This window comes from Streptomyces sp. BBFR2, assembly GCF_044497305.1.
Taxonomy (GTDB): Bacteria; Actinomycetota; Actinomycetes; order Streptomycetales; family Streptomycetaceae; genus Streptomyces.
This window is the reverse complement of the sequence record NZ_CP172415.1, coordinates 2411780-2436268: the sequence shown is the minus strand read 5'-3', so window position 1 is coordinate 2436268 and position 24489 is coordinate 2411780. Positions and strand designations below refer to the sequence as shown.

The 24489-nt window shown below is 73.9% G+C and carries 21 protein-coding genes; 12 read left to right on the top strand and 9 right to left on the bottom strand.

Going from position 1 to position 24489, the window contains the following annotated elements:
* Positions 1-15: 15 nt before the first annotated feature.
* The 3 genes from ACGH2B_RS09180 to ACGH2B_RS09170 all read right to left on the bottom strand — a co-directional run bounded on the left by ACGH2B_RS09180 (position 16) and on the right by ACGH2B_RS09170 (position 1531).
* Entirely contained in the window at positions 16-489 is a 474-nt protein-coding gene (locus ACGH2B_RS09180; RefSeq protein WP_345079781.1) for a succinate dehydrogenase hydrophobic membrane anchor subunit, read from the bottom strand.
* Between the two features lie 9 nt (positions 490-498).
* A complete protein-coding gene (sdhC, locus tag ACGH2B_RS09175) occupies positions 499-879 on the bottom strand; it encodes a succinate dehydrogenase, cytochrome b556 subunit (RefSeq protein ID WP_037678497.1) in 381 nt (126 codons plus the stop codon).
* A 181-nt stretch (positions 880-1060) separates the two neighbouring features.
* Entirely contained in the window at positions 1061-1531 is a 471-nt protein-coding gene (locus ACGH2B_RS09170) for a 2-oxo-4-hydroxy-4-carboxy-5-ureidoimidazoline decarboxylase (RefSeq protein ID WP_399086847.1), read from the bottom strand.
* A 584-nt stretch (positions 1532-2115) separates the two neighbouring features.
* On the opposite strand from ACGH2B_RS09170, the gene ACGH2B_RS09165 reads away from it, so the two are divergent.
* From ACGH2B_RS09165 to ACGH2B_RS09150, 4 genes are all read left to right on the top strand, one after another.
* Positions 2116-3939 (top strand): glycoside hydrolase family 20 protein, encoded by a 1824-nt coding sequence (locus tag ACGH2B_RS09165; protein ID WP_399086844.1) that lies wholly within the window; start codon positions 2116-2118, stop codon positions 3937-3939.
* Positions 3940-4493: 554 nt separating this feature from the next.
* Positions 4494-5258: an RNA polymerase sigma factor gene (locus tag ACGH2B_RS09160; RefSeq protein ID WP_399086841.1), complete on the top strand. Its 765-nt coding sequence runs from the start codon at positions 4494-4496 to the stop codon at positions 5256-5258.
* Complete coding sequence (locus ACGH2B_RS09155; RefSeq protein ID WP_399086838.1) at positions 5258-6316, top strand: hypothetical protein; 1059 nt, start codon at positions 5258-5260, stop codon at positions 6314-6316. The genes ACGH2B_RS09160 and ACGH2B_RS09155 overlap by 1 nt, the downstream gene beginning before the upstream one ends.
* Before the next feature lie 247 nt (positions 6317-6563).
* A complete protein-coding gene (locus ACGH2B_RS09150) occupies positions 6564-6776 on the top strand; it encodes a hypothetical protein (RefSeq protein ID WP_030284618.1) in 213 nt (70 codons plus the stop codon).
* Between the two features lie 26 nt (positions 6777-6802).
* Here the strand turns inward: ACGH2B_RS09150 and ACGH2B_RS09145 are convergent, their stop codons facing one another.
* The gene (locus ACGH2B_RS09145; protein WP_399086835.1) at positions 6803-7504 is read right to left on the bottom strand and encodes a FadR/GntR family transcriptional regulator; all 702 of its coding nucleotides are present in this window, start codon (positions 7502-7504) and stop codon (positions 6803-6805) included.
* A gap of 134 nt (positions 7505-7638) precedes the next feature.
* On the opposite strand from ACGH2B_RS09145, the gene ACGH2B_RS09140 reads away from it, so the two are divergent.
* Together ACGH2B_RS09140 and ACGH2B_RS09135 are read left to right on the top strand one after the other, a co-directional pair.
* Positions 7639-8151: a gluconokinase gene (locus ACGH2B_RS09140; RefSeq protein ID WP_399086832.1), complete on the top strand. Its 513-nt coding sequence runs from the start codon at positions 7639-7641 to the stop codon at positions 8149-8151.
* Positions 8152-8245: 94 nt separating this feature from the next.
* The gene (locus ACGH2B_RS09135) at positions 8246-9643 is read left to right on the top strand and encodes a gluconate:H+ symporter (RefSeq protein ID WP_399086829.1); all 1398 of its coding nucleotides are present in this window, start codon (positions 8246-8248) and stop codon (positions 9641-9643) included.
* 75 nt (positions 9644-9718) lie between these two features.
* Here the strand turns inward: ACGH2B_RS09135 and ACGH2B_RS09130 are convergent, their stop codons facing one another.
* Complete coding sequence (locus ACGH2B_RS09130; RefSeq protein WP_399086826.1) at positions 9719-11347, bottom strand: DUF2079 domain-containing protein; 1629 nt, start codon at positions 11345-11347, stop codon at positions 9719-9721.
* 332 nt (positions 11348-11679) lie between these two features.
* Positions 11680-13260 (bottom strand): FAD-dependent monooxygenase, encoded by a 1581-nt coding sequence (locus tag ACGH2B_RS09125; protein WP_399086823.1) that lies wholly within the window; start codon positions 13258-13260, stop codon positions 11680-11682.
* Between the two features lie 38 nt (positions 13261-13298).
* On the opposite strand from ACGH2B_RS09125, the gene ACGH2B_RS09120 reads away from it, so the two are divergent.
* The gene (locus tag ACGH2B_RS09120) at positions 13299-13967 is read left to right on the top strand and encodes a TetR/AcrR family transcriptional regulator C-terminal domain-containing protein (protein ID WP_399086820.1); all 669 of its coding nucleotides are present in this window, start codon (positions 13299-13301) and stop codon (positions 13965-13967) included.
* Positions 13968-14092: 125 nt separating this feature from the next.
* Here the strand turns inward: ACGH2B_RS09120 and ACGH2B_RS09115 are convergent, their stop codons facing one another.
* Genes ACGH2B_RS09115 through ACGH2B_RS09105 form a run of 3 tightly spaced genes read right to left on the bottom strand, consistent with a single transcriptional unit; the run spans position 14093 to position 17546 of the window.
* Entirely contained in the window at positions 14093-15229 is a 1137-nt protein-coding gene (locus ACGH2B_RS09115) for an acyltransferase family protein (protein WP_399086817.1), read from the bottom strand.
* Positions 15226-16569 (bottom strand): alpha-2,8-polysialyltransferase family protein, encoded by a 1344-nt coding sequence (locus tag ACGH2B_RS09110; RefSeq protein ID WP_399086815.1) that lies wholly within the window; start codon positions 16567-16569, stop codon positions 15226-15228. Before ACGH2B_RS09110 ends, ACGH2B_RS09115 begins: the two co-directional genes overlap by 4 nt.
* Complete coding sequence (locus tag ACGH2B_RS09105; protein ID WP_399086812.1) at positions 16569-17546, bottom strand: glycosyltransferase family 2 protein; 978 nt, start codon at positions 17544-17546, stop codon at positions 16569-16571. Before ACGH2B_RS09105 ends, ACGH2B_RS09110 begins: the two co-directional genes overlap by 1 nt.
* 187 nt (positions 17547-17733) lie before the next feature.
* On the opposite strand from ACGH2B_RS09105, the gene ACGH2B_RS09100 reads away from it, so the two are divergent.
* The 5 genes from ACGH2B_RS09100 to ACGH2B_RS09080 all read left to right on the top strand — a co-directional run bounded on the left by ACGH2B_RS09100 (position 17734) and on the right by ACGH2B_RS09080 (position 24356).
* Positions 17734-19071: a DUF6716 putative glycosyltransferase gene (locus tag ACGH2B_RS09100; protein WP_399086809.1), complete on the top strand. Its 1338-nt coding sequence runs from the start codon at positions 17734-17736 to the stop codon at positions 19069-19071.
* 53 nt (positions 19072-19124) lie between these two features.
* On the top strand, positions 19125-20423 hold the full coding sequence (locus ACGH2B_RS09095) for a cytidylyltransferase domain-containing protein (protein ID WP_399086806.1): 1299 nt from the start codon (positions 19125-19127) through the stop codon (positions 20421-20423).
* Positions 20424-20488: 65 nt separating this feature from the next.
* Entirely contained in the window at positions 20489-21418 is a 930-nt protein-coding gene (locus ACGH2B_RS09090; protein ID WP_399086803.1) for an N-acetylneuraminate synthase family protein, read from the top strand.
* Positions 21419-21543: 125 nt separating this feature from the next.
* Complete coding sequence (locus tag ACGH2B_RS09085; protein WP_399096855.1) at positions 21544-22869, top strand: hypothetical protein; 1326 nt, start codon at positions 21544-21546, stop codon at positions 22867-22869.
* 185 nt (positions 22870-23054) lie between these two features.
* Positions 23055-24356, top strand: coding sequence for an amidohydrolase (locus ACGH2B_RS09080; protein ID WP_399096852.1), 1302 nt, complete (start codon positions 23055-23057; stop codon positions 24354-24356).
* The last annotated feature ends 133 nt before the right edge of the window (positions 24357-24489 follow it).

The window sequence follows — 24489 nt, the reverse complement described above, 5'->3', positions numbered from 1 at the left end:
TCGTCAGCCCCGGCGTTAGCGGATGTTCGGGTCGAAGGTGAAGATCACCAGCGTGCCCAGGAGGACGGTGAACACCGTGGCGGTGTACAGCAGCATCTTCAGCCAGAAACGGGTGTTGTCCCGCTGGGCGTAGTCGTTGATGACCGTACGCAGGCCGTTGGCGCCGTGCAGCATCGCCAGCCACAGCATCAGCAGGTCCCAGCCCTGCCAGAACGGCGAGGCCCAGCGGCCGGCCACGAAGGCGAAGCCGATCTTGGAGACGCCGCCGTCCAGCACGAGCTGGATCAGCAGGTGGCCGAGGACCAGGACGACCAGCACGATGCCGGACAGCCGCATGAAGAGCCAGCCGTACAGCTCGAAGTTGGTCCGCGTCGACTTCGGGGTCTTCCCGGTGCGCTTGCGGGGCGGCTCGATGACGGGCGCGGGGTTGTCCACGTCGTAGAGGGTGACGTCGGAGGCACCCGCGGGGGAGGTCGTTTCAGCAGACATCTCGCGTCATCAGCTCCCGAACAGCGTGCGCAGGGTGTGCTGCAGCACGGGGTAGAAGGCACCGGCCATGAGCACGACCCAGACGCCCACAACGGTCCACAGCATCTGCTTCTGGTACTTCGGGCCCTTGGACCAGAAGTCCACCGCGATGACGCGGAGACCGTTGAGCGCGTGGAAGAGGATCGCGGCGACGAGGCCGTACTCCAGCACGTTGACGATGGGTGTCTTGTACGTCGCGACGACGTCGTCGTACGCCTCGGGCGAGACGCGGACGAGAGCGGTGTCGAGGACGTGTACGAACAGGAAGAAGAAGATGAGGACGCCAGTGACTCGATGAGCCACCCAGGACCACATGCCTTCCCGGCCGCGGTACAGCGTTCCAGCCGGCACGGAAAAACCCTCCGGGAGCGGGGATTGGGGCCTGCCGGCTTCTCTGTCGGTCGGGCCCGGCCGGGTACGGTCCACCGGCCCTGGCCATCGTAGCGACGCCTTGTCGGTTCATTGCCCCCGGGCCCTTTAGGTGTGATCAAACAGCCACCAACGGGCTATCACACAAGAGCAAAACGGGATGTTATGGGCAACCCGTGATAAGACGCGCCAGACGCCCGCGAACGGTACGGCGCAGCTCATCGGCGGCGACCGCGCGCTCCTCGTCCGGGTCGTTGCCCAGCCGGGTACGGATCCCGGCCAGCATCTGGTCCAGAACCTCGTCCTCACCGAAGCCGTCGAGGCAGATGACGAAGGCGTGGCGGAAGCGGCGCTCGTACTCGGCGTGGGCGGCGCGCAGTGCGGTGTGTGCGGCGAGGGTGCCCGGACCGGGCGCGCCGGCCGGCAGCGGGGAGGCCGATTCGGCGGCCAGCGCCTCGTCCAGATCGGCGGCGGAGAGGTCGTAGCACGCCTCGTCGGAGGCGGCGAGCAGCGCGCCGAGGTCCGGGTACGGGCGGTGCCGGGCCAGCCGCTGGGCCCAGCGGTCGCTGCCGCAGCAGGACAGCAGGGCGGTGCGGACGTCGTCGGGCGGGAGGGTGTTGAAGGTGGCGGGCACCGTGGAGTCCGGGAGCGGCGGCCGGACGCCGTGGCTCTGCGTGGGTATACCGCGCCAGGGCGCGCGCGGCGGGCGCAGCATCGTCGGCCGGGCGGCCGGAGTGTCACCGGACAGCGGAGGCTCCTCGGACGGGTCGGACGAGCGGATGGCGGGGTGCGGTGGAGGCGGTACGGGGTTGTGGTGCGGGGTTTCGGATCGCGGGCGCGGCGGCCGGGGCGGGCCGGGGCGACGGAGGCGCCGGCCGGGGCCGTCCGGAGATCCGGAGGCCCTGCGCGCGGTGTGATGAACCGAAACGCCACCGTAACGACGCCGGGCGGCCGCTGTCCGACGGATGCGCGAATTTCACCCGGATGAGAGAGGTTTTCTTCAGGGAATCCCTGTGACGGGGCGGTGTCCGTCCGTGAGCGCCCGCGGGCGGTGGGCGGGCGCCGGACGGGGCGGGCACCGCCCCGGGGAGCTCCGGGAGGGCGAACGCCCGTGGCGCGGCGGGTCCGCGCGGCGGGAACCGCGCTGTCCGTACCGGTGCGTCCGGTGCGGGGCGCGGCTGCACACCGAGGAGTGAACCGAGCAGTAAGGAGCGCGCGATGTCGTACCCGAACCGGCCCGGACGCCCCGAACGGCCGAAGGCGGCACCGGAGAATGGCCCGCCGGGCGACCGGCGCGGGGAGCGGCCCCGGGAGCGGTGCGAGGAGCGGCCCCGGGGGCGGCGCGGTGGCCGGTCCGGTGGCCTGCGGGCCGCCCCGTGCGGTGGCCGGCCGCCCGTGGGCCGGGCCGCGCTGCCCGCCGCGCTGCTGGTCACCGCGCTCGCGCTGGCCGGTTGCTCGGACGCGGCCGACTCCCGGGCGCCGGGCGCCACCGGCCCCTCCCCGGCGCCCACCCCCACCTGGCAGAAGGTCACCGGGACGCCGCGTACCGTCCCGGCCGTACGGGAGTTCCGGGCGGCCGACGGGCGCGGCTGGCGGCCTTCCAAGGGCGCCCGGATCGTGGTGCCCGCCGGGGAGAAGAGCACCGTCGCCGACGAGGCGCGGCTGCTCGGGCAGGATCTCGGCGGTATGCCGGTGGCCTTGGGCGATCAGCCCGTACGGCCCGGGGACGTCGAGGTGAAGCTCGCCGGGAAGGACGGCAAGGCGGCTCCGGCGCGGCCGGACGACGCGCCCACCGGTGACACCGCCGACGAGGCGTACACGCTGACCGCCCGGGACACCCGGCTGACCCTCACCGCCCCCACCGACGCCGGGATCTTCTACGCGACCCGCACCGTCAAACAGGCGGTCCGCGCGGCCGGGGGGCTGCCCGAGGGCACGGTCGAGGACCGGCCCGACCGGGCGCAGCGCGGGATGCTGCTGGACAACGCCCGGAAACCGTTCACCGCGAGCTGGATCGAGGACCGCGTACGGGAGCTGGGCGATCTCAAGCTCAACCAGCTTCAACTGCACTTCTCCGACGACCAGGGCTTCCGTATCGCCAGCGACACCCACCCGGAGATCGTCTCCCAGGACCATCTGTCCAAGGACGAGGTCCGGCGCATCCTGCGGCTGGCGCACTCCCGGCACATCAGCGTCATCCCCGAGATCGACTCGCCCGGCCACCTCGGCGCCGTCCTCGACCATTACCCCGAGCTTCAGCTGAGGAACGCGAGCGGGAGGGTGCTGCGCGGCGCGATCGACATCTCGAAACCGGCCGCCGGGAAGCTCATCGACGAGCTGATCGGCGAGTACGCGAAGCTCTTCGGCGTACCCGAGGGCTCGGCCGCGTACTGGCATCTGGGCGGCGACGAGTACCAGGCGCTGACGGTCTCCGATCCGGCCGCGTCCTACCCGGGGCTGGCGCAGGCGGCGCGGAAGAAGTACGGGCCGAAGGGCACGATCGAGGATCTGACGACCGGCTGGCTCAACGACCGGCAGCGCGCCGCCGAGAAGGCCGGGCGCGACCGCGTCGAGGCGTGGAACGACGGCTTCTTCGCGAACACGCGGGTCAAGGCCGACAAGAACCGCACCGTCGGCTACTGGACCGGCACCGAGATCGGCGCCAACGACCCGGCCCGCTTCCTGCGTGAGGGCCGCACCGTGGTCAATCTCAACGACGCGTACCTCTACTACGTCCTCGGTGAGCCGAATCAGTTCACCTATCCGACCGGTGAGCGGATCTACCGCGAGTGGACGCCCGCGGTGCTGCGGCACACCGCGCCCGTCGACGTCCCGGCGAGCATGACCACCCCGGAGCGGATCCCGGGCGCGCGCTTCGCGATCTGGTGCGACCGGTCGCAGGCGCAGACGCCGCAGCAGATCGCCCAGGGCATCCGGCTGCCGCTGGCGGCGCTGTCGCAGAAGGTGTGGGACCTGCGGAAACCCGCGCTGAGCTGGGCGGACTTCAAGAAGCTGGCGACGAAGGTGTCCGGTACGGACTGAGCGGCGGGCCCGTCCGGAACCGGCCGCGCCGGTTCCACGGCGGGTCACGCGGGTGTCTCGGACCATGCTGCCCCGGATGAGCGGAGGGAGTCGAAAGGGACGGCCGGAGCCGCCACCCCCCACAGGAGAGGCTCCGGCCGTCGTTCGCGGGAGGGGCCGTCGCGGGCCCCTCATCCGATACAGCGCCGTAGGCGCCAAAAGCGTCACAGGGGGTGTGGAAGGCCGCACCCCGGCGGTCTGGACGACGGCCGGGAGGGGCCCGTAACGTGCCAGTTCGCGCCGGTCGGCGCGCTTGTCGTACGACTGCCGCGGCCGGGTCGGGCCGCCGCCGACGGGGGGTTCGATGGATCCGTACGCGCCGTACGCCCCGGGTCGTCCGCGGCGGATTCCGGGCCCGGGGCCCTCCGGGGTGATCAGCCGGGATACCGTCTGCGAAGCCACCGGTGTTACCGGGGGTTCCGCGGACGTCGCCGGAGGCGGCGGCCGGTAGCGGAAGCAGTGGGCAGCAGCAAGGACCGGGCAGCGGAGATTCCGCACGCGACAGGAATGGACCCGTGCGAGGGGACGACACTCAGCCGGACGACAGCCGGCTGACCGCTGCCGTGCAGGCGGCACAGGACGGCGACGAGGCGGCGTTCCGCGAGGTCTACCGTGCGGTGCATCCCCGGCTCCTCGGCTATGTGCGGACGCTGGTCGGCGAGGCGGACGCGGAGGACGTCGCGTCGGAGTCCTGGCTCCAGATCACCCGTGACCTGGGGCGGTTCAGCGGGGACGCCGACCGGTTCCGCGGCTGGACCGCCCGGATCGCCCGCAACCGCGCCCTGGACCACATCCGGATGCGCGGCCGCCGCCCGGTGACCGGCGGCGACGAGAGCGAACTCCTCGGCACCCCGGGCGCCTCCGACACCGAGGGCGAGGCGCTCGCCGCCCTCGGCACCGGCCGCACGCTGCGCTTGATAGCCACGCTCCCGCAGGATCAGGCGGAGGCGGTGGTGCTGCGGGTGGTCGTCGGGCTGGACGCCAAGAGCACCGCGAAGGTCCTCGGCAAGCGGCCCGGCGCGGTCCGGACGGCGGCCCACCGCGGACTGCGGCGCCTGGCCGAACTCGTCGGTGAGGGGAACGACGGGACCGCGGTCGTGACGGAGGGTGACGGCGTGGCGGAAGGTGACCCGGCCCGCCGGGCGACGGGCGGGCCGCGCGGGGGTGGTGGAACGATGGGCGGGGTGCCCGTCCAGGGGCGAAGACGCCGTGACGGCGTGGCGGAATCGTACGTACCGGGTGTGACGGAAACGGCCGCGCGAACGCAGAAGGACATGTGATGGCCGACGACCGGTACAACTGGCTCGACAACGATGCCGCGGAGCGCCTGCTGCGCGGCGAGCCGGTCGGCACCACCGCACCCGGCGCCCCCGAACTCGCCCGGCTGCTGGCGGACGCGGCCCCGGCCGGCCCCGGCGCGGCGCCGCTCCCGGGGGAGGAGGCCGCCCTCGCCGCCTTCCGCCGCGCCCGTAACGACGTCCCGGCCCGCCCGGGGGCCCGCGCGCCGTCCCGGGGCCGTGCCGGTATCGCCCGGCCCTTCCGGCGCGGTTTCGTGGTGGCGCTGGCGGCCTGCGCGCTGGGCGGGGTGGCGGTGGCGGCCGGTACCGGCGTCCTGCCCAGCCCCTTCCGCCCCGGCCCCGCCCCGGCGACCAGCGTCTCCACGGACGCCACCCCCGGCGCCCTCGAATCCCCGGACGCCTCCGGCACCACCGCCCCCGGCACTCCGGACGCGACCGCGGGGGAGCGGCCGACCGGCCCGGCGACGGTCTCCCCGACCCCGGGCTCCTCGCACGGCGCCACCGTCCCGCCGTCCTCCGGCGCCTCCCGGAGCCCGGGCCGTGCGGTGCCCGGCGACGGCGAGAACGGTTCCGCGGAGCGCCGCGCGGTGGTGCTCGCGCTCTGCCGGGACTACGAGGCGGGCAAACGCGGTGCGATGGACCGCGAGACCGTACAGCGTCTGGAGCGCGCCGCCGGGGGCCCCGCGAAGATCCACGCGTTCTGCCGCCGCTACCTCCAGCAGCAGGGCAACGGCGACGGGAGCGACGGCGGCGACGGCTCCGGCACGGGCGGGGAGAACGGCCACGGCGGTGGCGGTGGCGGGAACGCCGGCGGCGGACAGGGCGGTGGGAAGGGCGGCGGCGACGAGGACGACGACGGACAACCGCCGACCGCGCCGGGCGACCCGGACCCCGCCCCCAGCTCTCCGGCGCCGGACGTCCCTGACCCGGCGCCCACGCCTTCGCCGGGCACCGCGTCCCCGGCGTCGGCGGTCTCCCCGGGCGCCGTGTCCCCGGCCCGCGCCGCTTCTCCGGACGCGCGGCGGCCGGTGGCGGTGTGACGTTTTTTCGGGGCCCGGCGCAGTACTGAGTGAGCCGACTGGTCATCGGCGGCGCGTGGGCCGGGTTCCCCCCGTACCCAGGGCCTCGCGCACATGGCGCGGGCGGGGCACGTTCCCCCGGCCCTGCCCGCGCCCCCTCTTCCCCGGTGGCGGCCCGAGGGGCTTTACGGCTCTTCCTCAGCGGCTTTCCGGCGGGTGGCCCCCGGCCCCCGGGCGGGCCGTGCGGGGGCTGCGTCACACTGGTGCCATGTCGTCACCCCGCCGCGCGTGCCCCGTCTGCACCCGAGAGATCGCCGTTGTCGGCGGCCGTTTCGCCCGCCACGACCCGCCCGGGCGGCGCACGGTGCTGGAGCTGGTCTCCTGCCCGGGATCGCGGCGGATCGCCCCGATGATGGCGCCCGCGGAGAAGCTCTTCGATCCGGAGGAACCGCCGTTCCCCGGCCAGCAGCCGCTGTTCTGAGCGGCGCTCCGTGACGTCCGGGTGCGCTACGGGGCGAGGACGTCCAGTTCGGCCATGGCGCCGACGGTGATCTGACGGGTCAGCTCCTCGGCGCGTGCCGCGTCCCCGACCCGTACCGCCTCGGCGACCTGGACATGCAGGGAGACCGCCGCCGGATCCGGGTCGGTGAACATGACGTGGTGCGCGGTGCGGCCGGTCAGTACGGCGGCGACGACATCGCCGAGCCGGGCGAACATCTCGTTGCCGGAGGCGGTCAGCACCACGCGGTGGAACGCGGTGTCGTGCACCAGGTACGCGTCGAGCTGCTGGCCGCGGGAGGTGGCGACCATGCCCATGGCGTGTTCGGTGAGCGCGGCGCACTGGGCGGGGCCGGCGTGGACGGCGGCGAGCCCCGCGGCGACCGGTTCGACGGCGGAGCGCAGCACGGTCAGTGAGCGCAGTTGCCGGGGGCGGTCGCGTCCGGCGAGGCGCCAGCCGATGACCCGCGGGTCGTAGACGTTCCACTCCTCGGGCGGCAGGACCGTCACGCCCACCCGGCGGCGGGAGGTCACCAGCCGCATGGACTCCAGGACCCGGATCACCTCGCGGACGACGGTGCGGGAGACGTCGAACGCCGCCGCCAGCTCCTCGGCGCGCAGGACCGTGCCCGGCGGATGATCGCCCGCGGTGATCGCCGGGCCGAGAGCCTCCAGCACCCGTGCGTGCGGCCCCTGCCCCTGGTTCTCCATGGGATAACCCTACGTTCCGCCCGGCTCCCACTTTAAGTATGACGTTTGCGCCACATCCCCTTGAATAAGTCGTATGTAATGGGTTTCAGTGGGGTGTCATACCGAGGTCGAAGAAGACAGCGAGGTACACGGGTATGAGCACGCCCCACGTCATCGTCGTGATGGGAGTCGCCGGCACCGGCAAGACGACGATCGGCCCGCTGGTCGCCCGAGCGCTCGGTGTGACATACGCCGAGGGCGACGACTTCCACCCGCCGGCCAACATCGCCAAGATGTCCGCCGGAACCCCGCTGGACGACGCCGACCGCGGCCCGTGGCTGGACGCCATCGGCGCCTGGGCCCACGGACAGGCCGGACACGGCGGCGTGGTGAGCTGCTCCGCCCTCAAGCGCCACTACCGCGACCGGCTGCGCGCCGCCGCCCCCGACGTGCTCTTCCTGCACCTCACCGGCGACCGCGCGCTGATCGAGCGGCGGATGGCCGAGCGGAAGGGCCACTTCATGCCGACCGCGCTGCTCGACTCGCAGTTCGCCACCCTCGAACCGCTCGGCGCCGATGAACGCGGCGTCGCGGTGGATGTCTCGGGCACCCCCGAGGAGATCGCCGCCCGCGCGGCCGACGCCCTCCGCGCCGTCCCCGCCGCCTGACCCCCGGGGCCCCCGGGCCCGCCCTCCGCCGAACCGTACGGTCCGGGCCCGCCCGGATCCCGTCCTTCCTTCCCCCCTTCCTCTAGGAATCGCCGTGACTCATCTCAGCGTCGAGATGCTCGCAGCGGACGCGGCCGAACCGATCACCTCGGCCGGTCATGCGCAGCTGGGCATCGCCGTTCTGGCGGGCATCGCCGTCATCGTTGTGCTCATCACCAAGTTCAAGCTGCATGCCTTCCTGTCGCTGATCATCGGCTCGCTGGTGCTCGGCGCGGTCGCCGGGGCGCCGCTGGACAAAGCCATCGCCAGCTTCTCCACCGGTCTGGGCTCGACGGTCGCCGGGACGGGTGTCCTCATCGCCCTCGGCTCGATCCTGGGCAAACTGCTCGCGGACTCCGGGGGCGCCGACGAGATCGTCGACACGATCCTGGCGAAGGCGAACCGGCGGTCGATGCCCTGGGCGATGGTGCTCATCGCCTGCGTCGTCGGGCTGCCGATCTTCTTCGAGGTCGGCATCGTGCTGCTGATCCCGGTGGTCCTGCTCGTCGCCAAGCGCGGCAACTTCTCGCTGATGCGCATCGGCATCCCCGCCCTGGCCGGACTCTCCGTCATGCACGGCCTGATCCCGCCGCACCCCGGGCCGCTCGTCGCGATCGACGCGGTCGGCGCCAACCTCGGCATCACCCTCGCCCTCGGCGTCGTCGTGGCGATCCCCACCGCGATCGTCGCCGGGCCGCTCTTCGCCCGCTACGCCGCCCGCTGGGTCGACATCCGGCCGCCCGAGAACATGGTTCCCGAGCGTGCCTCGGCGGAGCTGACGAAGCGGCCGCGGTTCGGCGTCACCGTCGCCACCGTGCTGCTGCCGGTCGTGATGATGCTGGCCAAGGCGCTGGTGGACATCGTCGTCGACGATCCGGAGGACTCCGTGCAGCGGGTCTTCGACGTCGTCGGCTCGCCGATGATCGCGCTGCTCGCGGGCGTCCTCGTCGCGATGTTCACGCTGGGCCGCTCGGCCGGATTCACCAAGGGCAAGATCGCCACCACCGTCGAGTCGTCGCTCGGCCCGATCGCCGGGGTGCTGCTGATCGTCGGTGCCGGCGGCGGCTTCAAGCAGACGCTGGTGGACGCGGGCGTCGGCCAGATGATCCTGGACATCTCCAAGGGCTGGAACATCTCCGCACTGCTGCTGGCCTGGCTGATCGCCGTCGCCATCCGGCTGGCGACCGGCTCCGCGACGGTGGCCACCATCTCCGCGGCGGGCCTGGTCGCCCCGCTCGCCGCCGATATGAGCAGCACCCATGTCGCCCTGCTGGTCCTCGCCATCGGCACCGGCTCGCTGTTCTTCAGCCACGTCAACGACGCCGGGTTCTGGATGGTCAAGGAGTACTTCGGCATGAACGTCGGCCAGACCCTCAAGACCTGGTCGGTGATGGAGACCCTGATCTCGGTGGTCGGCATCGCCTGCGTCCTGCTGCTGTCACTGGTCGTCTAGCGGCGCGCGACGCCGCCGCGCGAGGGGCCGTACGGGCGGGGAGCCGCCGGTGCGGCCCCGTCGCGTATCCGCGGGTCAGGACGGTGCGGACGGGCGTTTCAGCAGGACGATGCCGTCCTCCTCGGTGATCTGCCGGTAGCCGTGGGCCCGGTAGAGGCCGAGCATGCGGGCCGTGCCGGCCGCCGGGCAGGGGGTTTTGACGGTGGGGTCGTGCCGGTCGGAGATCACCCAGTCCGGCAGGGCGCGCGGCAGCCCGGTGGGCGCGGCCGGATCGCCGCCGGTGCCGAAGCAGACCAGGCTGACGGTGGTGCGGCCGGTCAGCATCGGCGCCAGCCGGTTGGACGAGGCGACGCGTACGCCGTCGGGGATGCGCGCCGCCACCCGCTCGGCGGTGCGGACGTGCGCGGGGGTGCGCCAGGCCGACGGCAGCACCAGGTCGTGGAAGGGGTAGACGGCCGCCGTGATCAGCGTGAACGTGGCGGAGAAGGCCAGCGCCCGGCGGCGCAGACGGCCCGGGAACAGCTCCGGGCGCCGGTGCAGCACATCGATCAGACCCGCGAACACCAGCGGCATCAACGCCGCGTTGTAGTGGAAGTTCGGCTGCCAGTAGTGCTCGTTGCCGGCGATCAGCCGCCAGCCGAGGGTGGGCAGCGTCAGCAGGACCAGCGGGGAGCGCAGACCGAGGAAGGCGACCGGCGCGGCCAGCATGAACAGCAGCAGCCACTTCATCGGCGGCCAGAAGAGACGCAGGACGGCCGGGGCGAGACCGGCCGCCCCGCCGGACGGGGCGCCGCCGCCCGGCAACTGCTGCCAGTAGTCGAAACCGCCGTGCGGATTCATGGCGGGCAGCAGGACGAGCATCTCCAGCGCGGTCCCCGCCACTCCGGCGACCATGGCGCCGATCCCGAGGAACAGCGGCCACCGGGGGTGGTGCGCGGGGGCGGCGCGGCGGTCGCGGGCCGCCTGCCATGCCACATAGCCGCCGATCGCGGCCAGGGTGAGCCCGAGATCCTCCTTCACCAGCAGCAGCGGCGCGGCCCAGGCCACCGCCGCGCCCCACCGCCGGTGGCCGAGCGCCGTCACGGCGAAGGCGAGCAGCGGGACCGCGAAGCAGATCTCGTGGAAGTCCTTGGTGACCGCCGTGGCGATGCCCCACGAGGCGCCCATGCCGCAGCCGATGACGAGGCCCGCGACCGGTCCGGCCGCGCGGTGCGCCCACCGGGTCAGCGGATAGCAGGCCAGCGCCATCAGGGCGGCCTGGACGACGAGCAGCGTGGTGGCGCCGGGGAAGAGCCGGTAGACGGGGGCGACCAGGACCAGGATCGGGTGGAAGTGGTCGCCGAGCAGGTTGAAGCCGGGGCCCTTCAACTCCACGACCGGGGCCCGGCCATGGGCGTAGGCGCGGATCGCCTGCTCGAATATCCCCAGGTCGTAGCCGGCGTTGAGCATCTGACGGTGGCGCAGCAGGGCGACGACGGTGTACAGGGCGAAGCAGGCGGCGGTGAGGGACCAGGCGAGGGGCCGGGGCCCGGGGATGCGGTCACGCAGCGCGGGGAGAAGCCTTCCCGGGCGGGGCTCGACGCTCTCCCGGGGCCCGGGTATCCGGGGGCCGGATTCCGGGGACGCATCCGGGTCCGCTCCGCCCGCCTGCCCCGGAGGTATCGCCTCCGGTGTCCCCTCGGTCCGTTCCGCCGCCGTTGCCATCGCTCCACCTGTACTCGGCCCGCCGGAACGCGCGGTGCCCGCCCGCGGGCCGGCGGGGTCCGGTACCTGGCCCGGCCCTTCTCCTCGGCCCGGCTGCCAAGGGAGCGTAAACCGGACACCGCTCCCACCGGCGGGTTCGTGCCGCGGCGGGGAACCGGCGGTGGTGTCCGGGCGCCCGGCGGAGCGGGCGCGGGGCGTCGCGTCGCCGCCGGTGCGGTGCCGTGCGGGGGCGGGGCCCGGCCGCCGCTCCTTCTCCGCGGAGGCGGGCCACTGCCTTCCGCACCGGTGGGGCGGCGGAGAGGCCCCGGCGCCCGCAGCCGGTCCGCCCCGGTTCACCGCCCGGGGTGTGCCTCCTCCCCGAAGAAGGAGCGCAGGGCCTTGGCCGCCCGGCCCGCGGCGCCCTCCGCCGGGGCCGCCCAGGCGATATAGCCGTCCGGCCGTATCAGGTACAGGGCCGGGTCCGGGCCGTACGCGGCGCGGAGATGGCCGTGGGTGTCGAGGAGATCGGCGGCCGGGCCCTCGGTGCGGACGGTGCGGAGCACGGCGGGGTCGGTGGGCAGGCCGGCGGCGTCCAGCTCGATGTCGCCCAGGGCCAGCAGGGTGAAGTGCGGGCCGCGCAGCAGGTCGAAGAGGCGGACGGGGGCGCCGCCGGGGGTGGTGCAGGGGGCGTCGGGGGCGCGGTCGCCGGCGTGCGGGGTGGTGTCGGGGACGTGCGGGCGCAGCTCCTGGGTGAGGGGGCTGTCGCGGTAGCCGATGCCGAGTTGGTGGAGGTCGCGGTCGCGGCGCCAGCTACGGGCGCGGTGGAGGCGGGTGCTGGTGGCGAGGATGTCGTCGGCGATCGGGCGGCGCTCGGCCTCGTAGGAGTCGAGGAGGGTGGCGGGGGCGCCGTGGCGGAGCACCTGGCCGAGCTTCCAGCCGAGGTTGTAGGCGTCCTGGACACCGGTGTTGAGGCCCTGACCGCCGGCGGGGGAGTGGATGTGCGCGGCGTCGCCGGTGAGGAAGACCCGGCCGGCGCGGAAGGCGTCGGCGCGGGCGGCCCGGGGGCGGTAGACGGAGGTCCACAGCACCTCGCGGATCTGCTCGGGCGCGAGGTGGGTGTGGCGGGCGAGGGCGGCGCGGGTGCCCGCCTCGCTCGGGTCGGGGGTCTCGCCCGGGGCGATGACGAACGCCTGGAAGAGATCGGTGCGGGCCAGCGGGAGCATCCACACCGCGCCCTGCTCCTCCGGCAGGGGCCAGCGGTGCCAGTGGTCGCGGTCGAGTCCTTCGACGCGGACGTCGGCGAGGAGGGCCGCGCCCTCCTCCAGGGACGGGCCGCTCATGGTGATGCCCAGGGTGTGGCGGACGGTGCTGCGGCCGCCGTCGGCGGCGACCAGATAGCGGGCGCGGACCGGGTACGCGGCGCCGTCGGGCCCGCGGAGTACGGCGGTGACGCCGTCGGCGTCCTGGGTGAACGTGGTGAGTTCGGTGCCGAAGCGGAGCTCGCCGCCCAGCTCCCGCAGCCGGGTGTGGAACAGCTCGACGGTGCGGAAGAGCGGCACCATCACGGTGTTGGCGTACGGGGCGGCGGGGGTCGGCTCGTAGCGCTCGACGGCGCGGAAGGTCTTGACGATGCGGCCGTCGCGCCAGACGCCGATCTCCGGGTAGAGGCCGCCGGCCGCCTCGACGGCGTCCAGCAGACCGAGGTCGTCGTAGACCTCCAGGGAGCGCGGCTGGTGGCCGGTGCCGCGGGCGCCGGGGGAGAGGGTCCGCTGCCGCTCGACGACGAGGGCGCGCAGACCGCGGCGGGTGAGGTCGATGGCGAGGGCGAGGCCGGTCGGGCCCGCTCCGGAGATCAGGACGTCGACCGGGGCGCCGGCGCCCTCGGGGGTGGGCAGGGGGACGGCGGAGGTTTCCTTAACAGCGTTAAGTTCCATGCTTCCGAGGCTGCGCTTAACGGTGTTAAGTTGTCAACATGGTTTCGCGCATCGACCGGAAAAAGATGGTGGACACCGCCCTCCAACTGCTCAACGAGGTCGGTCTCGACAAGCTCACCGTCCGCCGCATCGCCACGGAGCTGCACGTCCAGGCGCCCGCGCTCTACTGGCACGTCCGCAACAAGCAGGAGCTTCTCGACGAGATGGCCACCGAGATGATGCGCCGGATGGCCGCCCCGCTGATGGCCGAGCCGGACCCCGCCGTCACCTGGCAGGAGCAGTTGGCCGAGGTCTGCCGCGGGCTGCGCCGCGGACTGCTCGGCTACCGCGACGGCGCCAAGGTCTTCGGCGGCACCCGGATGGTCGGCCAGGGGTACGCCGCGCCGTTCGACGCCTTCATACGGCGGCTGGTCGAGGCGGGCTTCGGCTTCCCCGAGGCGGTCCAGGCGTGGTGGACGGCGTACAACTTCACCGTCGGCCTGGTCATCGAGGAGCAGTCGGTCCACCCGGACCCGGCCCGCCCCGAGTACCGCGATCCGGCCTACGACGACATCGAGCGCGAGCGGCGGCTCGGCGGCCGGTACCCGTACGCGGCGCGCGCCGGCGGGGAGCTGTTCGGCGACATCGAGCGGAACTTCGAGACCGGGCTGCGGATCATCATCGCCGGTATCGAGGCGACGGCGGAGATACGTCCGGCCGGAGGGTGAGCCACCACGGCGCCCGGCCGTCCCGGTACGCCGCGCCCCCGGCCACCACCGCGCCGCGCCCCCGCCACGCATCAGGGGCGCGAGCCCCGTCGGCCCGCGCCCCCCGTGTGCTCACCGTCCGCCGCTCACCGCTTCGGGTCGATCGCCCGTTTCAGCAGCGGGGTCAGCGGGCGCTCCACCCAGCGGTGCAGCAGCCAGGCCAGCGCCAGCATCGCGGTGACGGTCAGCGCCAGCGTCGCGTACGACGGCAGTCCGGCGCCGATGTGCAGGGCGTGGACGACGACCCAGCCCAGGTGTTCGTGGACGAGGTAGAAGGGATAGGTGAGCGCCCCGGCGACGGTCAGCCAACGCCAGTTCGCCCACCGCAGGTGGCCCAGCGCGATCGCCCCGACGAGGACGAAACCGGCGGTGACGACGGCGACGATGCCGAACTGCGAGCGGTAGGAGAAGCCGCCGGCGGACGCCGGGTGCCACAGTCCGGCCACCGCGAAATGCTGCCCGATCAACCAACTGACCAGCACGATCGACCAGGCGATCGGGTCGCGGGCACCGTAGCGGTGCAGCAGGTACAGCCCGATGCCGCCGATGAAGAACGGCGCGTACTCCGGCATCAGGACGGTGTCCAGCAGCGGTTCGTGGGCCGCCTGCGCCAGCGCGGCGGCCAGCGTCCAGCCCGCGCAGAACAGCACCACCCGCCGCCGCGTCGCCCCGGGCAGCACCACGCAGAGCGCGAAGAGGGCGTAGAACCGCATCTCCGCCCAGAGCGTCCAGCACACGCCCAGCACCCGGTGCACGCCCAGCGGCATCTGGAGCATCGTCAGATTGGTCAGCACCTCGCTGGGCGCCACCGCCTCGTAGACCACGCCCGGCAGCGCGAAGACGGCCGTGACCAGCAGGACCGCGACCCAGTACGCCGGATACAGCCGGGAGATCCGGGACGCGATGAACGCCCGCAGGGTGCGCCCCCAGCCGCTGAGGCAGATCACGAAACCGCTGATCACGAAGAAGATCTGCACGCCCAGACAGCCGTACGCGAAGAAGCCGGAGGCGGTCGGGAACTGCTCCGCGGGCGAGGAGCCCCACGCCGTACCGATCTCGCCGTCCCGCCCGCCGTAGTGGTACGCGGCGACCATCAGCGCGGCCAGCAGCCGCAGCCCGTCCAGTGCCCGCAGCCGGGACGGCGCCCGGCGCGCCCGCTGAGGGGCGGCGGGCGGCGCGCCCGCTCCGGCGGCGGGCGCCGGGACGGTCAGTTGCCCGGTCATCCGGTCGCGACCCGCTTCTTCAGCCGCCGCTGCACCGCCCGCGCCCGGCGCGCCACCCGCAGCACGGCGGGGTTGCGCGGCAGGAACGCCAGTTGTGAGGGGATCGCGCCGGGCAGCGCGAGCGCGGTCAGCCGGCGCCGCTTGAAGTAACGGCGGGTGTACGGCGTCAGATGCGCCGTCAGGTACCGCTCGGCGGCCGGGCGGAGTCCCGGATAGATCTGGTGCTGCATCGCGTAGCCGACCGCCTCGACCAGCCCCGGCGGGACGGGCTTGACCGCGGTGGCCGCCGGATCGTCGAGGTCCGGCACGGTCGCGTCGACGAGCGTCACGGGGATGCGGTTGCTGTTCTGGTACGGCGTGAGCCGCTCCAGCAGCAGCGCGGTGCCGGTGCGGGCGACCGGCAGCCCGTAGAACGCCGATGCCGTCAGCAGCGCCGTGGAGAAGCAGCCGACGACGAGATCCGGCCGCATCCGGGCGTAGACGACCTCGGCGAGCACCGGGGTGTCCAGCACCGTCAGCGCCACGTCGAGCTTTTCGGCCTCCCGCTCCAGCAGACGCGACCAGCGGGCCGGGGCCGACGGGTGCGGTTTGAAGACCAGCGTGCGGTGGCCGCGCGCGACGGCGCCGCGCACCATCCGGACGTGCAGGTCCTCTTCTTCCTGCGGGGTGAGGATGGAGAGCGCGGAGAGGTACTGGCCCAGCAGCAGCGCACCGCCCTCGGGGAGGTCCAACGGGCCGGAGGCGTCGTCGAGTTCGCCGAGGACCTTGGTGAACGCCTCCGTCGGCACCGTCTGCGGCGCCACCTCGAACTCGGTGAGCAGCAGCGGGGTGAGGCCCGGCACCAGGTCCAGGTGGAGGAGCCGGTCGATCCGGGTGCCCACCAGCGGGTCGAGCTTGTTGCGGGTCGGGCCGTAGCTCATCAGCCCGTCCGCGTAGACGTCGACCGGCGCGTCCGGGAAGAGCTGGGCCACCGCCAGCGCCGGGTTGACCTGGATGGACTCGACGGCCAGCGCGACGCGGTCGTCGCCCAGGTCCCACTCCTTGCGCAGATAGCGCTCCCACAGCGGTACGTCGTCCGGGCGCGGGGACCAGCCGCCGGGGTGGAAGGGGTGGATGGTCTCGTTCCAGGACAGCACGGAGTCGAAGCGGGCGCGCAGCTTCGCGAAGCCGGGTGCCGCGTCCAGCGCCAGGGTGGTCTCAGGTGTCGCCGCGTTGTTGCAGATCAGCAGCAGGTTGCGGTCGGCGGGGGAGAAGGCGCCGCTGTCCAGGGCGGCGGCGAGGGTCGCCGTGCCGTACAGGGTCGACGCCAGGAAGATGCGGGTGAGCGGCCGGGTACCCATCAGGCGGCGACCCCCGAGGCGACGGGCCGGCGGCGCAGCCGCCGCAGCCGGGACGCACGCTGCACATCCATGGAATCCAACGCTTCCTTCAGTACGTCCTGCGGCATACGCCTCAGCGCCGCCGCGCTCAATTCCCGCAGGGCGCGGGCCACCTGCGGCTCAAATCGTTCAATGGAGCCGAGATGGTGGGAAATGATCGCGCAATACGTCCGGACCGCTTTCGGCAGCAGTTTGTCCGCATCGCGGTCCTGGGCGGTTTCCTCGATTACCTGATCGAATGCGCGCAGGAAATCCAATTGCCGGACATCGCCGATCTGTGTGAGCGACGATGCCACTCCGCGCCGGTAGAAAATACCGAGCAGTCCGACGACCGCCATCGATTCCGCCTCGCGGTGCAGCCGCCAGATCCACGGCCGGTCCTCCGCCGTCCGCAGTCCGTCGCGGAAGCGCAGCACACCGCTGTCGAGCAGCCGCCGGTGGTAGATCCCCGCCCAGGCGTACGCGTAGTCGACGGAGGTCGAACGGTCGGCGGGCAGGATCACGTCGCGCGGGTTCATCACCACCCCGCGCCGCCCGTGCGGCACCCGGCTGACCGTGCGCGCCCGCGCCGTGCACTGGACGTGGTCGGTGCGGACGAAGTCGCACCCCAACTCCTCGATGGCGCCCAGCAGATCGCTCAGATGGCCCGGCGCCAGCCAGTCGTCACCGTCCAGGAAGGTGAGGTACTCGCCGCGCGCCGCGTCCAGACCGGTGTTGCGGGCGGTGGCGAGTCCGCCGTTCTTCTCGTGCCGCAGCAGCCGGGCGCCCGGCAGCTCGCGTTCGGCGCGCTGAAGGATCTGCGGGGTCTCATCGCGCGAGCAGTCGTCGACGAGCAGGAATTCGAAGTCCTCCCGGGCGTTCGCCGCCAGGCTCTTGAGGGTGTCGGGCGCGTATGTCTGCACGTTGTAGAACGGCACGATGACGGAGAGCTTAACCACCCGGGTGACGTTAGGGGCGGCGCCGCCATTCGTCTTTACCGGCGGCGGACGGCACGGTGAACGAAGAATGGCGGGACGGTTAACCGGCCCGATCCGGCGCCCGGTTCGCCATTCGGCGACCGGCTGTTAACCCTTTGTTGCGCGGTGGTTGGTCCGCCGAACGAAATGGATTCCTAGCGTCATCGACGTGCCCTCACGTACCCCTTCTACGCCGCGGGTCGCGGTACTCGCCGATTCGGACACCCGGTGGAAATGGGGCGCTTCGACAGCGTACCGAATCCACCCGGAGGCCCGGCTCGACGGCTACCTCCTGCGCGGCCGAGCCACCCCCACGGTCCGCCAGCTCCACGAGGTCGGCGCCCGCGCCGAGACGCTGCGCGAGATCCGCGGCACCGACTTCCTCGACCTGATGCGCGGTGACGCCGGCTCCGCCGAGCCGTACGACACCCTCGTCCTCGCGCTGGTCGGCGGCGGTGTCCAGGCGATGCTGCACGGACTGGCCCGCGCCTGGGAGGGCACCGAACGCCGCCCCGCCGTCGTCACCGGCTACGTCGGCGTGGTCTACGAGAAGCTCGCCGACGGGCTGCTGCTGCGCCACGGCGCGGACGTCGTCCTCGCCAACTCCCGGCACGACGCGGACCGCTTCCGCGACGTCTACCGCGGCGTCGGCGCCGACGACTCGGCCGTCACCGAATGCGCCCTGCCGTTCCTCGGCGGCGACCCCTACACCGGTGAACACTCCCCGTACACCGTGGTGTTCGCCGCCCAGCCGTCCGTACCGGACAACCGCGCCGACCGGGCGTACCTGCTGCGCCGCGCCGTCGAGCACGCCCGCAAGCACCCCGACCGCGAGGTGCTGATCAAGCTCCGCAGCAAGCCGGGCGAGCACACCACGCACATCGAGGAGCTGCCCTACCAGAAGCTGGCGGCGAAGGTCCCCGGCGGACTGCCCGCCAATTGCCGCCTGGTGTACGGGAACATGGGCGAGGTCCTGGACCGCACCGACCTGATGGTCACGGTCTCCTCGACCGCCGCGCTGGAGTCGCTGCACCGCGGCGTGCCCACCGCCGTCCTCACCGACCTCGGCATCCGCGAGGTCCTCGGCAACCACCACTTCCTCGGCTCCGGCTGCCTCGCCTCCTGGGACGAGCTCGACGCCGGGCACCGGCCCGAGCCCGACGCCCGCTGGCTCGCCCGCCAGGGCGTCTGCGCCGACGGCGGCTACGGGCGGGCCTTCGACGCGGTCCGCGAGAAGGTCGCGGCCCTGCACGCCGCCGGGCCGCTGCCGCCGCTCGCCCCGTACTACACACCGCGCACCGCCCCCGGCTACCTCCCCGGCATCCTCGCCCGGCACGGCCTGGACGCCCGTGGCGTGCCCGTCGCCGGATACGCGCCGGAGGGCCGCGAGGCGCCCGGCGGGCTGCGCAAGGTCGCCCGCGACGCGGTCCGCGAGGCCGCCCGCGGCGCCTACCGCCACGGCGTCCAGCGCGTCGCGCCCGCCATCCGCCGCTGGGGGCAGTTGTGACCGTTCCGCCCGTCCGCCAGGGGAGCCCGCGCGGCCCCCGGAAGGAGCCCGCCATGCCGCACCGCCCGCCCGCCTCCCCGCCCGTCGTGGTGGCCGTCATCCCCGCGCGCGGCGGTTCCAAGGGCGTGCCCGCCAAGAACCTCGCGGCCGTCGGCGGCGTCCCGCTGGTCGCCCGCGCGGTCCGCGCCTGCCGCGGCGCCCGCCTGATCACCGACGTCGTGGTCTCCACCGACGACGACGCCATCGCGGCGGCCGCCCGCGGCGCCGGCGCCGTCGTCGTCCGCCGCCCCGGCGACATCGCCGGCGACACCGCCACCAGCGAGGCCGCCGTGCTGCACGCCATGGACGCGTACGAGGCCGAGCACGGCACCCGGGTCGACGCGGTGCTGCTGGTCCAGTGCACCAGCCCGTTCCTCACCGCCGAGGACGTCGACAAGGTCGCCTCCGCCGTCGTCGAGGGCGGCGCCGACACCGCGCTGACCGTCGCCCCCTTCCACGGCTTCGTCTGGCGTGACGCCGACACCATGGCGGAGGCCGCCGGTGCCCTGGAGGACGGCGCCCTGGAGGCGGCTGCCGGCGCCGCCCCGGCCGGCCGGCGCGCCACCGTCACCGCCGTCGCCCCGTCCGGCGGCTACGGCGTCAACCACGACAAGTCCTTCCGCCCCCGCCGCCAGGACCGCCCCCAGGACCTGCTGGAGACCGGCGCCGCCTACGCCATGGACGCCACCGGCTTCCGCGCCGTCGGCCACCGCTTCTTCGGCCGCACCGAACCGGTCCGCACCGACCCGGCGCGCGTCCTGGAGATCGACGACCCGCACGACCTGGCGCGCGCCCGCGCCCTCGCGCCGCTCCTCGACGGGGCGCTGCCCGGCGCGCTGCCCGGCGCGGACGACATCGACGCGGTCGTCATGGACTTCGACGGCACCCAGACCGACGACCGGGTGCTGATCGACGCGGAGGGGCGGGAGTTCGTCTCCGTCCACCGCGGTGACGGCCTCGGCATCGCCGCGCTCCGCAAGGCGGGCCTGAAGCTGCTGATCCTCTCCTCGGAGCGCAACCCGGTGGTCGCCGCCCGCGCCCGCAAGCTCCGCATCCCCGTCCTGCACGGCATCGACCGCAAGGACCTCGCCCTCAAGCAGTGGTGCGAGGAGTCCGGCGTCGCGCCCGAGCGGGTGCTCTACGTCGGCAACGACGTCAACGACCTGCCCTGCTTCGATGTCGTCGGCTGGCCCGTCGCCGTCGCCGGGGCGCACGACGTGGTGCGCGGCGCGGCCCGCGCCGTCACCGCCACACCCGGAGGCAGCGGCGCCGTCCGCGAGATCGCCTCCTGGCTCCTGGGCCCGTCCCTCTGAACATCCCGAACCGCACGCCCCCGGGCACCACGCCCGGTACCCACCCACACACGAAGGACCTCCCCATGAGCGGCAACTCCCGTATCCGCAACCTCGGCAACCGCGAGGCCGGCCCCGGCCGCCCCGTCTACGTCACCGGCGAGATCGGCATCAACCACAACGGCGACCTGGAGAACGCGTTCGCGCTGATCGACGCCGCCGCCGACGCCGGCTGTGACGCCGTGAAGTTCCAGAAGCGGACCCCGGAGATCTGCACCCCGCGCGACCAGTGGGACATCGAGCGCGACACCCCCTGGGGCCGGATGACGTACATCGACTACCGCCACCGCGTCGAGTTCGACGAGGAGGGCTACCGCGCGATCGACGAGTACTGCAAGAAGCGGAACATCGCGTGGTTCGCCTCCCCCTGGGACGTCGAGTCCGTCGCCTTCCTGGAGAAGTTCGACGTCCCCTGCTACAAGGTGGCCTCCGCCTCCCTCACCGACGACGAGCTGCTGCGCGCCATGCGCGCCACCGGCCGCACCGTCATCCTGTCGACGGGCATGTCCACCCCGAAGCAGATCCGGCACGCCGTCGAGGTCCTGGGCAGCGACAACATCCTGCTCTGCCACGCCACCTCCACGTACCCGGCGAAGGCGGAGGAGCTGAACCTCCGGATGATCAACACCCTCCAGGACGAGTACCCGAACGTCCCGATCGGCTACTCCGGCCACGAGACCGGCCTGCAGACCACCCTCGCCGCCGTCGCCCTCGGCGCCACCTTCGTCGAGCGCCACATCACCCTCGACCGCGCCATGTGGGGCTCCGACCAGGCCGCCTCCGTCGAGCCGCAGGGCCTGTCCCGCCTCGTCCGCGACATCCGCACCATCGAGGAGTCCCTCGGCGACGGCGTCAAGAAGGTCTACGAGAGCGAGCTGGGCCCGATGAAGAAGCTCCGCCGCCACGCCGGCGTCGTCGCCGAGGCGGAGGCCGCCCAGACCCCGGCCGCGGTCTGACCGGCCCCGGGAAACGGCGGGACACCACCGTGAGCGCATCCGAAGGCCCCCGCGCCGAGCCGCCCGCGCCCGGCGCGGCGGCCCCGCCCCGGGAGGCGGCGGGCACCCCCCGCCGGCTCCCGGGGGTGCCCCGCCCCCGCGACCGCGCCGCCACCGGCGCCACCGCCCTGCCCCCGGCCACCCTCGCCTTCGTCGAAAGCCCGGTCCAGCTCCTCAACGTGCTGGAGTGGGCGTACCAAGAAGGGGGTGCGGGCGGCCCGGACGGCGCCGGGACACCGGCCACCCCGGCCCCCGGCGCGGCTTCCGGCCCGGCGGCTTCCGGGCCCGCGGCTTCCGGCCCGGCGGCCACCGGCGCCCCGGCCGGCCCGCCGCCCGGCGTCGCGCCCCCGGTCGCCCCGGGGCACATCTGCGGGCCCGGGGCCGCCACCTCCCCGGGGCACGCCCCCGGCACCCCGGTGGGCACCCGGGCGCCCGGCTCCGTCCCCCTCACCGTCGTCGTGCTCTCCCCGCACGACCCGATGACCCGCGGTCAGTTGCGCCGGATGGCCGAACTCGCCCGCGAGGAGGGGCACACCGTCCGCTGGGAGGACGCCCGGGACGGCGCCACCGCCCCCGTCCGGACCATCGGCGGGCTCGCCCCTCTGCTGCGCCGCGCCGAGCGCATCGTCATCGGCGACCCCTTCTCCCGCTACGTCCAACTGCTGCTCACCCTCGCGCGCGCCCGTGACCTGGTCGTCGTCGACGACGGCACCGCGACGATGGAGTTCATCGCCCAACTGGCGCGCGGGGAGCGGCTGGTGCGCTGGCACCGGCACGGCAGCGGCCGGGGGGCGCGCGATCTGATCTTCGCGCCGTTCGCGCGGGCCGCGCGCCGCCGCCTCACCCCGGCGCCGGACGGCGGCCACCGCACCGTCGGCGTCTTCAGCTCCATGCCGGTCGAGGCGCCGCCCGGCGTCCGCGTCGCCACCAACGCCTTCGCCTGGACCCGCCGCCGCTTCGGCCCGCCGCGGCTGACCCGCGCCGCCGACATCGTCGGCACCTCCCTCGTCGAGACCGGCGTCGTCGACACCGACCGCTATCTGGAGGCCGTCGCCCGTCTCGCCCGTACGCACGGCGCCACCCGCTACTTCGCCCACCGCCGCGAGCACACCGACAAGCTCCACCGCCTCGCCACCGAGACCGGTCTGGAGGTGGTCCGCCCCGACCTGCCCCTGGAGCTGATCGCCCGCCGCGGACCGATCGGCCGGCTGATCGTCAGCTTCCCCTCGACGGTCGTGCACACCCTGCCGCTCGCCCTCGTCGGCACCGGCGTCCGCGTCGCGGTCTGCGACGTCGACCCCGCCTGGCTGACCAGCCGCGCCTCGCCCCGCGCCCAGGGCTTCCTCGACGACGTCACCGGCACCGCCCGGGGCGTCGACCGGCTGACCCCGGAGCGGCCGGAGCGGGGATGAGCGGACGGCCCCGGGCGGCGACGCGGCCCGGCCCGGGGCGATGCGAAAACCAGAGGAAGTACCCCACCACCGGGTCATCCATGCGGCGTTCGGATCGGAAATCTTCCCCTGACGGGCTGAACTTTTGTTGATCCAGGGACAGTTGCCCCCGCCGGGACCGTAACCTTCCCGGCGTGAACCAACTGATGTACCCTGCCGCCGCCCCTGACCCCGCCGACCCGCAGGACCTGCTCCCCGGAGCCCTCTCCGAGGCGTTGCACACCGAACTCATCGCCTTCCGCCGCGACCTGCACATGCACCCCGAGCTGGGTAATCAGGAGTTCCGCACCACCGAGGCGATCCGCGGCCGGCTGGAGGCGGCCGGGCTGCGGCCCCGGGTGCTGTCCGTCGGCACCGGCCTCATCTGCGACATCGGTACCGACCCGGCCGACCCCGCCCGCGCCGCCACCGGGACGGCCGCCGCCACCGGGGCGGACGGCGCCACCGGGACGGGCGACGGCGCCCGCCCGCTGCTGGCCCTGCGCGCCGACATCGACGCGCTGCCCATCCCGGACACCAAGACGGTCGCGTACCGCTCCACCGTCCCCGACCGCGCGCACGCCTGCGGTCACGACGTCCACACCACCGTCGTCCTCGGCGCCGGACTGGTCCTCGCCGACCTCGCCCGCCGGGGTCTGCTGCCGCACCCGGTCCGGCTGCTCTTCCAGCCCGCCGAGGAGGTGCTGCCCGGCGGCGCCCCCGACGCCATCGAGTCCGGCGCCCTGGACGGCGTCGGCCGCATCCTCGCCGTCCACTGCGATCCGCGCGTCGACGCCGGACGCATCGGCCTGCGCACCGGACCGATCACCTCCGCCTGCGACCGTCTGGAGGTCACCCTCGACGGTCCCGGCGGCCACACCGCCCGCCCGCACCTGACCACCGACCTGGTCACCGCCGCCGCCCGGGTGGCCGTCGACGTCCCCGCGCTCGTCGCCCGCCGCGTCGACGCCCGCTCCGGTCTCGCCGTCACCTGGGGCCGCCTCGACGCCGGGCACGCCTGCAACGTCATCCCGCAGCACGCCGAACTCTCCGGCACGGTCCGCTGCCTCGACCTCGACGCCTGGCGGCGCGCCCCCGACCTCGTCCACGCCGCCATCGACGAGATCGCCACCCTGCACGGCGCGAAGTCGCAGATCACCTACGTCCGCGGCGTCCCGCCCGTCGTCAACGAAGCCACCTCCGCGCAGCTTCTGCACGACGCGATGACCGCCCGCTGCGGCCCCGCGTCCGTCGAGTCCACCGAACAGTCCCTGGGCGGCGAGGACTTCTCCTGGTACCTGGAGCAGGTCCCCGGCGCCATGGCCCGCCTCGGCGTCCGCGCCCCCGGCAGCAACGACCGCCACGACCTGCACCGCGGCGACTTCGACGTCGACGAGTCCGCCATCCGCACCGGCGTCGAACTCTTCACCGCCGCGGCCCTGCTGTCCGGCGCGGCACCGCTGCTCTGAGCCCGCAGCCGCAGCCGCGGCGCTTCGCCCCGCCGACCGGACGATCGACGGGGCGAGGCGCTGGGCGGGCGGGCGCCGGGAAACCGCACCCGGGCCCGGCGGAGCCGCTGTCAGCGGCGGCCGGGCGCGTCGC

Coding starts and splice junctions, on each gene's coding strand:
- ACGH2B_RS09120 (WP_399086820.1), top strand. CDS start 13,299: ATGGTTTCGCGCATCGACCGGAAAAAGATGGTGGACACCGCCCTCCAA.
- ACGH2B_RS09180 (WP_345079781.1), bottom strand. CDS start 489: ATGTCTGCTGAAACGACCTCCCCCGCGGGTGCCTCCGACGTCACCCTC.
- ACGH2B_RS09095 (WP_399086806.1), top strand. CDS start 19,125: ATGCCGCACCGCCCGCCCGCCTCCCCGCCCGTCGTGGTGGCCGTCATC.
- ACGH2B_RS09110 (WP_399086815.1), bottom strand. CDS start 16,569: ATGGGTACCCGGCCGCTCACCCGCATCTTCCTGGCGTCGACCCTGTAC.
- ACGH2B_RS09150 (WP_030284618.1), top strand. CDS start 6,564: ATGTCGTCACCCCGCCGCGCGTGCCCCGTCTGCACCCGAGAGATCGCC.
- ACGH2B_RS09145 (WP_399086835.1), bottom strand. CDS start 7,504: ATGGAGAACCAGGGGCAGGGGCCGCACGCACGGGTGCTGGAGGCTCTC.
- ACGH2B_RS09080 (WP_399096852.1), top strand. CDS start 23,055: ATGTACCCTGCCGCCGCCCCTGACCCCGCCGACCCGCAGGACCTGCTC.
- ACGH2B_RS09115 (WP_399086817.1), bottom strand. CDS start 15,229: ATGACCGGGCAACTGACCGTCCCGGCGCCCGCCGCCGGAGCGGGCGCG.
- ACGH2B_RS09165 (WP_399086844.1), top strand. CDS start 2,116: ATGTCGTACCCGAACCGGCCCGGACGCCCCGAACGGCCGAAGGCGGCA.
- ACGH2B_RS09155 (WP_399086838.1), top strand. CDS start 5,258: ATGGCCGACGACCGGTACAACTGGCTCGACAACGATGCCGCGGAGCGC.
- ACGH2B_RS09090 (WP_399086803.1), top strand. CDS start 20,489: ATGAGCGGCAACTCCCGTATCCGCAACCTCGGCAACCGCGAGGCCGGC.
- ACGH2B_RS09125 (WP_399086823.1), bottom strand. CDS start 13,260: ATGGAACTTAACGCTGTTAAGGAAACCTCCGCCGTCCCCCTGCCCACC.
- ACGH2B_RS09130 (WP_399086826.1), bottom strand. CDS start 11,347: ATGGCAACGGCGGCGGAACGGACCGAGGGGACACCGGAGGCGATACCT.
- ACGH2B_RS09140 (WP_399086832.1), top strand. CDS start 7,639: ATGAGCACGCCCCACGTCATCGTCGTGATGGGAGTCGCCGGCACCGGC.